Raw genomic sequence first — 7454 nt, forward strand, 5'->3', positions numbered from 1 at the left:
ACAGCCTGCGAATCGCACAAGAATCGCTTTCCGCTCAGCCGCTTGCGGGTCTTGTCGCCGACATATGGCGAAGTCCCGGCCGGACTGTGGAGAAGGCCAAACTGCGCGGAAAATTCCACTGGCGGCGTTAGGCGGCGATGCTATGTTTTGAACGAGCGCCTGCCGGGTGATTCGAGTGGGGTCGAGTATCACGCCGGGCTCAGAAGTGAAGCGGGGGGAATGCGGCATGGGGGCGAAAGAACCGCCACATATTGAAGGCCTTACCCAACGCGACGAGGAAGCCACAGTTGATGTCTTTGAGGTCTCGGGATCGATCAAGTGGTTCGACGCGTCCAAGGGTTATGGTTTCATTGTTCCAGACGAAGATCATCTTCCAGACATTTTACTTCACGTGACGTGTCTCAGGCGGGATGGATTCCAGACGGCCTACGAAGGCGCCCGGGTGGTATGCGAGGTGCTGAAGCGGCCCAAGGGGCTGCAGGCCTTTCGCATCCGAGCGATGGACGATTCGACGGCGGTCCACCCGTCGCAGTTGCCGCAACGGACGCATGTTGCGGTGACTCCGGAAAGCGATTGGGAAAGCGCCATGGTGAAATGGTTCAATCGCCTGCGCGGTTTTGGGTTCCTGACCCGCGGCCCGCAGACCTTGGACATTTTCGTGCACATGGAAACCTTGCGGCGGTTCGGCTTCACCGAACTCCGCCCCGGACAGACCGTGCTGGTGCGCTATGGCCGCGGTCCGAAAGGACTGATGGCGGCGGAGCTCAAACCGGACAGCATGACGGGTCCGTCCTCTCACTGATCCTGGAACACATCGGACGATTGGGACGCCTGGCGGCCGGTGCGAGCGTCGCACTGACCTTGCTTCTGCCGCCAGGCGCCATCGCCGCCGGCAACGGGACGCTTGTGCTCAAGACGGACTCGGGGCCGCACAGCTTCACCATCGAGCTTGCCACCACGCCGGCCGAGCGCGCACTCGGTCTCATGTACCGCCGCGCGCTTCCGGCCGATGCCGGCATGCTGTTCCTCTACGAGAAGCCGCAACCGCTCACCATGTGGATGCGGAATACCTTCATCCCCCTCGACATGGTCTTCATCGGCACCGACGGCAAAGTGCATCGGATCGAAAGCCGCACCGAGCCCTTCTCCACCCAAATCATCTCCTCTGAAGGCGCCGTGCAGGGCGTGCTCGAGCTGAACGCGGGTACCGCCGCCACCATCGGGCTGAAAGCCGGAGACGAGGTCGTCTATCCCGGCCTCAACGGGGCGCCTAAGCCTTAAGCCTGGCGTCGCTGCGAAAGCCCCTGGCTTGCCGCATCCTCGCGAACTATGTATGTGCTGAAGGCGGAGCGGCCGATCGGGGCATAGCGCAGTCTGGTAGCGCACCTGCTTTGGGAGCAGGGGGTCGCAAGTTCGAATCTTGCTGCCCCGACCATCTTCGCTCAGTGAAGGACGAGAACGATATGGTTGCCCGCATCTACAAGCCAGCCAAGACCGCCATGCAGCAGGGCGGCGCCGGCACGCGCGAATGGGTGCTCGATTACGAGCCGGCATCCCCGCGCGAGATCGAGCCGCTGATGGGCTGGACGAGCTCCGACGACACGAGATCGCAAGTGCGCATGCAGTTCGCGACGCTGGAGGAGGCGGTGGCCTACGCCACGCGCCACGGCATCGCCTTTCGTATCGACGAGCCGCAAAAAACTGAGATCAAGCCGAAGGCCTATGCCGACAATTTCAAATTCGGCCGCCTCGACCGCTGGACGCATTAGGGCTCCGCGGTATTCCTCGGACGTCACCCCGGCGAAAGCCGGGGTCCATTTTCTCTTTGGCGCGTTTCGCGCCGCTGGATTCCGGCGTACGCCGGAATGACGACCAGAGAGGTGGATGGCCGGGACAAGCCCGGCCATGACGGTTGGGTGGTGAGCGGTGACGGTACTTTTTCAACCAATCAGACTATAAGTCCGTGGCGCTTGGCGAGCGCGGTCCCGTAGCTCAAGGGATAGAGCATCTGCCTTCTAAGCAGAGGGTTGAAGGTTCGAATCCTTCCGGGACCGCCATCATATCCGCTGGTTCAGCGTCAGATTCCTTTGGATGAGCATCCGCCACACTGGCCGAGCGCCTAGCTTCAGCGCGCCTCCCGCGCTAGATTTGCGCGTCATTCGCGCGAATGGGGGGCGGGTGAGGGGCCAACCGACCAATGGAGGAGCGCGGCCGCGCTTCCTGATGTGCCGCCCGCAATATTACGCGGTCAGCTACAGCATCAATCCGTGGATGGACCCGCAAGACTGGGCGAGCGCCGAGCGCGACCTGTGGGGAATGGCTGATCGGCAATGGGGCGCCTTCCACGACACGCTTATCGACAAAGGCGCTTCAATCGAGTTCGTCGATCCTAAGCCAGACCTTCCCGACCTCGTGTTCACGGCCAACGCCGCCATCGTGCTCGACGGCAAGGCGCTTCTGTCGCGGTTCCGCCATCCTGAGCGGAAGCGCGAGGAGCCCGTCTTCGCCGGCACCTTCGATGCGCTGCAGGCGCAAGCCCACCTCGCCGAGGTCGAGGAGCTGCCAGGGAACATCGTGCTCGAGGGCGCCGGCGACTGCATTTGGGATGCGCACCGCCGCCAGTTCTGGATGGGGTGTGGTCAACGCTCCGACCGTGCCGCTTCGGATGTCGTCGCCGATCAATTCGGCGTCGAATGCGTGGCGCTCGAATTGGCGAGCGCGAGCTTCTATCACCTCGACACGGCGTTCTGCGCTCTGCCCACGGGCGACGTGACCTACTATCCGAGCGCGTTCACCGAAGAAGCGCTGCGTGCGATCGAGGAGCGGGTCGAGCCCGCTCATCGCGTCGCGCTCGATCACGACGAAGCTGCACAATTCTCAGCCAATGCCGTATCGTTCGATCACTGCCTGGTGCTGTCGTCGTGCACCGACGCCTTCCGGCACAAGGTCGAAGAGCGCGGCTTCACGGTGCTGACCACACCGCTTGGGGCCTTCTTGCGCAGCGGCGGCTCTGCCTGCTGTCTCACGCTCAGGCTCGACCACCGCTCGGAAGAGAAGAGCGGCGGAGAGAGCTACCCCAGAGCCAATGTCTGACGGCAATAGGCCTGGATCGCCCGGGACTGCTCTTCGGTGCCGCCGATCTTGATCGGGGTGAACGCGCGCTGATCCAGCGTCCCATAGAAGGGCTGATCGCCGGTCAAGGCCCCTGAGCTCGTGCGGGCATTGACCGAACCGCAGACATAGACCGTGCCGTCAGGCTTCCTGCCGGCGAAGATCTGGCCAAACTGGGCAGAGGCGGGATCGCTCAACACCCGCTGCACGCCGGAGTAGACGAGTTGCGCTTGCTGGGGCGCGAGGCTCACCCGCTGATAGACCTCGACCGAACCCGTAGCCTGCGCGGCAGGCTCCGCGGCACATCCCGCCAGCAAAAGCATCAGAAATGGCCAAACACGCATCATCGGTCGCGCTTTCCCCCGGCGAATCCGCTCAAGAATGCGATTTGATGCTTAAGAATTTGTCGTCAGGCGGGCAAAACCGGCTTCCAGGTCGGCTTTGAGGTCGTCGAGATCCTCAAGCCCAACATGTAGGCGGAGCGCTGGGCCTTCGGCCTGCCATTCCGTCGCGGTGCGATAGGCCGACGGGTCGAACGGGATGATGAGGCTCTCGAAACCGCCCCAGCTATAGCCCATGCCGAACAGGTCGAGCCCGTCGAGCATCGCCGCCACCGCGTCTTTCGATGCAGGCTTGAGCACGATGGCGAATAAACCGGAAGAGCCGGTGAAGTCGCGTTTCCAGATCGCGTGGCCGGAATCGGAGGGAAGGGCGGGATGAATGACGCGGGCCACCTCAGGCCGGCTCTTGAGCCATTCGGCAAGGGCAACAGCCGAGGCCTGGTGACGGGCAAGCCGCACGCCGAGGCTCCGAAGCCCGCGCAAGCCGAGATAGGCGTCCTCTGGGCCGACGCAGAGGCCAAGCTCCTCGTGAGTGCGGGCGATCGCGGGCCAGATGGCCTCGCTCGCCGTGATGGCGCCGAGCATGGCGTCGGCATGGCCGACGATATATTTGGTCGCCGCCTGGATCGACACATCAGCTCCGTGAGCGAAGGATTTGAAGAAGAGCGGCGTCGCCCAGGTATTGTCCAAGACGACCACGGCGCCGGCTGCGTGCGCCGCCTCGGCGATGGCCGGAATGTCCTGCACCTCGAAGGTCTGAGAGCCGGGCGACTCGGCGAAGATGACCTTGGTGTTCGGCTTAATGAGGTCCTTGATGCCCGCGCCGGCCAGCGGATCGTAATAGGTAATCTCGACGCCGAGGCGTGCCAGCACCTGGTCGCAGAAGCGGCGCGTCGGCCGATAGACGGCGTCGGTGACCAGCAGATGGTCTCCCGCCGAGAGCAGCGCGAGGAAGGTGGCGGCGATGGCCGAGAGCCCTGACGGCGTCAGCCGCGTGGCGTGACCGCCTTCGAGCTCGGCGATCGCCTCCTCGAGCGCTCTCACCGTGGGCGTGCCGAGCCGTCCATAAGTGAATTCCTGCTCGTTGGCTTCGAGCGCCGCGGCGGTTGGAAACAGGATGGTAGAGCCGCGATAGATCGGCGGATTGACGAAGCCATGGAAGCGCTGCGGCTCACGCCCGGCATGCGCCAGCCGCGTGTGGGGTTTTTGACCTGGTGACCGTTTGCTCATGACCGTCACCGCAAGATGCGCGCAGGCATCGGCGGTGTCTATCCCGTCTCGATGGGGAGGGATTGATCGGCGCCCCACTCGGACCAGGACCCATCATAGACCGCCGCGCGGCGATGGCCGATCTCGGCGAGCGCCAGCGCCAGCACGCTCGCCGTGATGCCCGAGCCGCAGCTTGCCACCACCGGCTTGCTAAGATCGACGCCGGCCTCGCTGAACAGCGCCTCGATCTGGGCGGCGCTCTTGAGCGTGCCGTCCTGCCTGAGTAGCCGCGCGTAGGGAAGGTTATGGGCGCCGGGAATGTGGCCTGAGCGAAGCCCGGCACGCGGCTCTTGCGCGCGTCCGGAAAATCTTTCGCCCGAGCGGGCGTCGACGATCTCCGCCGAGCCGTCCTTGATCAGCGCTTTCATATCGGAGACGTCGCGCACGAGATCGGCGTTGCGCCGCGAGGTGAAGTGCCGCGCGCTGCGGAGCCTTGGCTCGCCGCTTTCCAGCTTCAGGCCCTCGCGCTTCCATTTCGGCAGGCCGCCGTTCAGCACGGTCACATCCTCAACGCCCATGACGCGGAACGTCCACCACACTCGCGCGGCGCTGTAAATTCCCGCCGAATCGTAGACCACGATCCTCGACCCGTCGCCGATCCCCATGCCGCGCATGCGCGATGAGAATTTCTCCGGCGGCGGCAGCATATGGGGAAGCTTGCTCTTGGTGTCGGCGATCTCGTCGATATCGAAGAAGATGGCGCCGGGGATGTGCTCATCGAGATATTCGGCCCGCGCGTTCTTGCCGTCACCCGGCATGTGCCAGGAGGCATCGATGATGACGATGTCGGGCGCGTCGAGCTCGGCCGCGAGCGCGTCGGTCTCGGTCAACCACGACTTCGAGCGTTCGGTCATTTCCAATCCTAGCCTAGACGAACACGGCGGGGGTCGCCGGTGCGCGGCGATCAAGCCAAGCGGGAACCGGCAGACCCTTCTCACGCAGGAACGTCGGATTGAACAGTCTGCTTTGGTAGCGGGTGCCGTAATCGGCGAGGACCGTGACGATCGTATGACCGGAACCCATGTCGCGGGCAAGGCGAATGGCGCCGGCCACGTTGATGCCGCTCGAACCGCCAAGGCACAGCCCTTCCTCGCTGAGCAGGTTGAACAGGACCGGCAGCGCCTCGGCGTCTCGGATCTGATAGGCCTCGTCGATCACCGCACCTTCGAGATTGGCGGTGATGCGGCCCTGGCCGATGCCTTCGGTGATCGAGCTTCCTTCCGACTTGAGCTCGCCGTGCTTGTAATAATTGTAGAGCGCCGCACCCATGGGATCGGCGAGGCCGATGGTGATGTCCTTGTTCTTCGCCTTCAATCCCATGGAGACGCCGGCGAGCGTGCCGCCGGTGCCCACGGCGCAGATGAAGCCGTCGACCTTGCCTTGCGTATCGGCCCAGATCTCGGCCGCGGTGGTCTCGATATGACCCTGGCGGTTGGCGACATTGTCGAACTGGTTTGCCCAGATGGCGCCATGCGGCGCGGTCGCGGCAAGCTGCTCGGCGAGGCGCCCGGAATATTTCACGTAATTGTTCGGGTCCTTGTAAGGGACCGCAGGGACCTCGATCAGCTCGGCGCCGGCAAGCCTGAGCATGTCCTTCTTCTCGTCGGACTGCGTCTCGGGGATGACGATGACCGTCTTCAGCCCGAGCGCATTGCCGACAAGGGCAAGCCCGATGCCGGTATTTCCGGCCGTGCCTTCCACCACAGTGCCGCCTGACTGAAGCCGTCCGGAGTTGAGCGCGTCGCGGATGATGAAGAGAGCGGCGCGGTCCTTCACCGACTGGCCAGGGTTCATGAATTCGGCCTTGCCGAGGATCAAGCAGCCGGTCTCCTCCGAGGCGCGCTTGAGCTTGATCAGCGGGGTGTTGCCGATCGCCTCGATGATGCCGTCACGGTAATGCACGGGAAGGTCCAAATTTTCTCCGGTCGAGGCGGCAACCTAAAGAGCCGGCCGCGGCCCCGCAAGGTGCCGGATTTTCCGCCTCCAGCGCTTCGGTGCAAGGCTTTTGCCAAGATTGCGGTCAAATCCCTAATGCAACGCCACGGTGGCGACAGCGCGGGCGATCTTCTCTTCGCTCCAGGGCTTCGCCGGGCCAGGCGGATCGAGCGGAGTGGGGATGTCCGTGCCTTGCCCCGCCCCTGACAACGCCACGCTGCCGGCCTGATTGGACACCGTGATTTCGCCCTCGAGCACGAGCACCCCAAATTTGTCGAGCGGTCCGCCCCAGAACTGCGTACCGCGCACGCCGATATCGGCGAACGGCGTCGAGACGGCGATCGAGTGCTGTTTCAGCCCTTTGATGCGGCCCGAAGCGAAGAGAAAGGCGCCCTTGGTCGTCTGAATCAGCGTCTCACCGACATTTTGGTCAGGGTCATAGACATAGCGGTCGATGACGACGCTCGCCTTCTCCCCAAGCGTCAGCACCGTATCATCACGGAAGGTGACCCTGAGGCGCCCTTCGGGCCCGGTGCGAAGCTCGTCCCGGACATGAACGGGCGTCCCGATCACCGCAGGCGTGACAGTATCGCCGGCAACGATTTTGGCCTCATTCTCCACCCTGTCGACCGCGCCGACCGTCGCGGGATCATCGGCCGCGTTGGCAGCGAGGGGGAGGCCAACAAGGAACAGAACGGCAAATAGGCGCAAACGCCCTTTCGGAGCATGCATGGCGGCTCTCCGTTACAACGAAACCGTCCATCGGCGGAGACCCATCATAGCCGAACAGAGGCTTCG

At 63.8% G+C, this 7454-nt stretch carries 9 protein-coding genes and 2 tRNA genes; 6 read left to right on the forward strand and 5 right to left on the reverse strand.

Features of this window, described 5'->3' with window-relative positions:
* Positions 1-226: 226 nt before the first annotated feature.
* From ACREC7_RS08630 to ACREC7_RS08655, 6 genes are all read left to right on the forward strand, one after another.
* Positions 227-802, forward strand: a complete 576-nt coding sequence (locus tag ACREC7_RS08630; RefSeq protein ID WP_431555274.1) for a cold-shock protein — start codon at positions 227-229, stop codon at positions 800-802.
* A gap of 20 nt (positions 803-822) precedes the next feature.
* Complete coding sequence (locus tag ACREC7_RS08635) at positions 823-1281, forward strand: DUF192 domain-containing protein (protein ID WP_431555275.1); 459 nt, start codon at positions 823-825, stop codon at positions 1279-1281.
* Between the two features lie 77 nt (positions 1282-1358).
* Positions 1359-1435, forward strand: a tRNA-Pro gene (locus ACREC7_RS08640).
* 28 nt (positions 1436-1463) lie between these two features.
* Positions 1464-1769: an ETC complex I subunit gene (locus ACREC7_RS08645; protein WP_431555276.1), complete on the forward strand. Its 306-nt coding sequence runs from the start codon at positions 1464-1466 to the stop codon at positions 1767-1769.
* Positions 1770-1981: 212 nt separating this feature from the next.
* Positions 1982-2057 (forward strand) — tRNA-Arg (locus tag ACREC7_RS08650).
* Between the two features lie 121 nt (positions 2058-2178).
* Positions 2179-3093, forward strand: coding sequence for a dimethylarginine dimethylaminohydrolase family protein (locus ACREC7_RS08655; RefSeq protein ID WP_431555277.1), 915 nt, complete (start codon positions 2179-2181; stop codon positions 3091-3093).
* Here ACREC7_RS08655 and ACREC7_RS08660 read toward each other — a convergent pair.
* The 5 genes from ACREC7_RS08660 to ACREC7_RS08680 all read right to left on the reverse strand — a co-directional run bounded on the left by ACREC7_RS08660 (position 3072) and on the right by ACREC7_RS08680 (position 7388).
* Complete coding sequence (locus ACREC7_RS08660) at positions 3072-3458, reverse strand: hypothetical protein (protein WP_431555278.1); 387 nt, start codon at positions 3456-3458, stop codon at positions 3072-3074. The two genes, ACREC7_RS08655 and ACREC7_RS08660, sit on opposite strands and share 22 nt — an antisense overlap.
* 48 nt (positions 3459-3506) lie before the next feature.
* On the reverse strand, positions 3507-4682 hold the full coding sequence (gene metC / locus ACREC7_RS08665) for a cystathionine beta-lyase (RefSeq protein ID WP_431555279.1): 1176 nt from the start codon (positions 4680-4682) through the stop codon (positions 3507-3509).
* A 38-nt stretch (positions 4683-4720) separates the two neighbouring features.
* Positions 4721-5575 (reverse strand): 3-mercaptopyruvate sulfurtransferase, encoded by an 855-nt coding sequence (gene sseA, locus ACREC7_RS08670; RefSeq protein WP_431555280.1) that lies wholly within the window; start codon positions 5573-5575, stop codon positions 4721-4723.
* 13 nt (positions 5576-5588) lie between these two features.
* Complete coding sequence (locus tag ACREC7_RS08675) at positions 5589-6623, reverse strand: cysteine synthase A (RefSeq protein WP_431555281.1); 1035 nt, start codon at positions 6621-6623, stop codon at positions 5589-5591.
* Between the two features lie 126 nt (positions 6624-6749).
* Positions 6750-7388: a FecR family protein gene (locus ACREC7_RS08680; RefSeq protein WP_431555282.1), complete on the reverse strand. Its 639-nt coding sequence runs from the start codon at positions 7386-7388 to the stop codon at positions 6750-6752.
* Between the last annotated feature and the right edge of the window lie 66 nt (positions 7389-7454).

It is taken from the genome of Methyloceanibacter sp., from assembly GCF_050728395.1.
Classification (GTDB): Bacteria; Pseudomonadota; Alphaproteobacteria; order Rhizobiales; family Methyloligellaceae; genus Methyloceanibacter.

What these genes read in the sequence shown, in the direction of transcription:
- sseA (WP_431555280.1), bottom strand. Translation starts at nt 5,575, where the DNA reads ATGACCGAACGCTCGAAGTCGTGGTTGACCGAGACCGACGCGCTCGCG.
- ACREC7_RS08660 (WP_431555278.1), bottom strand. Translation starts at nt 3,458, where the DNA reads ATGATGCGTGTTTGGCCATTTCTGATGCTTTTGCTGGCGGGATGTGCC.
- ACREC7_RS08630 (WP_431555274.1), top strand. Translation starts at nt 227, where the DNA reads ATGGGGGCGAAAGAACCGCCACATATTGAAGGCCTTACCCAACGCGAC.
- ACREC7_RS08645 (WP_431555276.1), top strand. Translation starts at nt 1,464, where the DNA reads ATGGTTGCCCGCATCTACAAGCCAGCCAAGACCGCCATGCAGCAGGGC.
- metC (WP_431555279.1), bottom strand. Translation starts at nt 4,682, where the DNA reads ATGAGCAAACGGTCACCAGGTCAAAAACCCCACACGCGGCTGGCGCAT.
- ACREC7_RS08680 (WP_431555282.1), bottom strand. Translation starts at nt 7,388, where the DNA reads ATGCATGCTCCGAAAGGGCGTTTGCGCCTATTTGCCGTTCTGTTCCTT.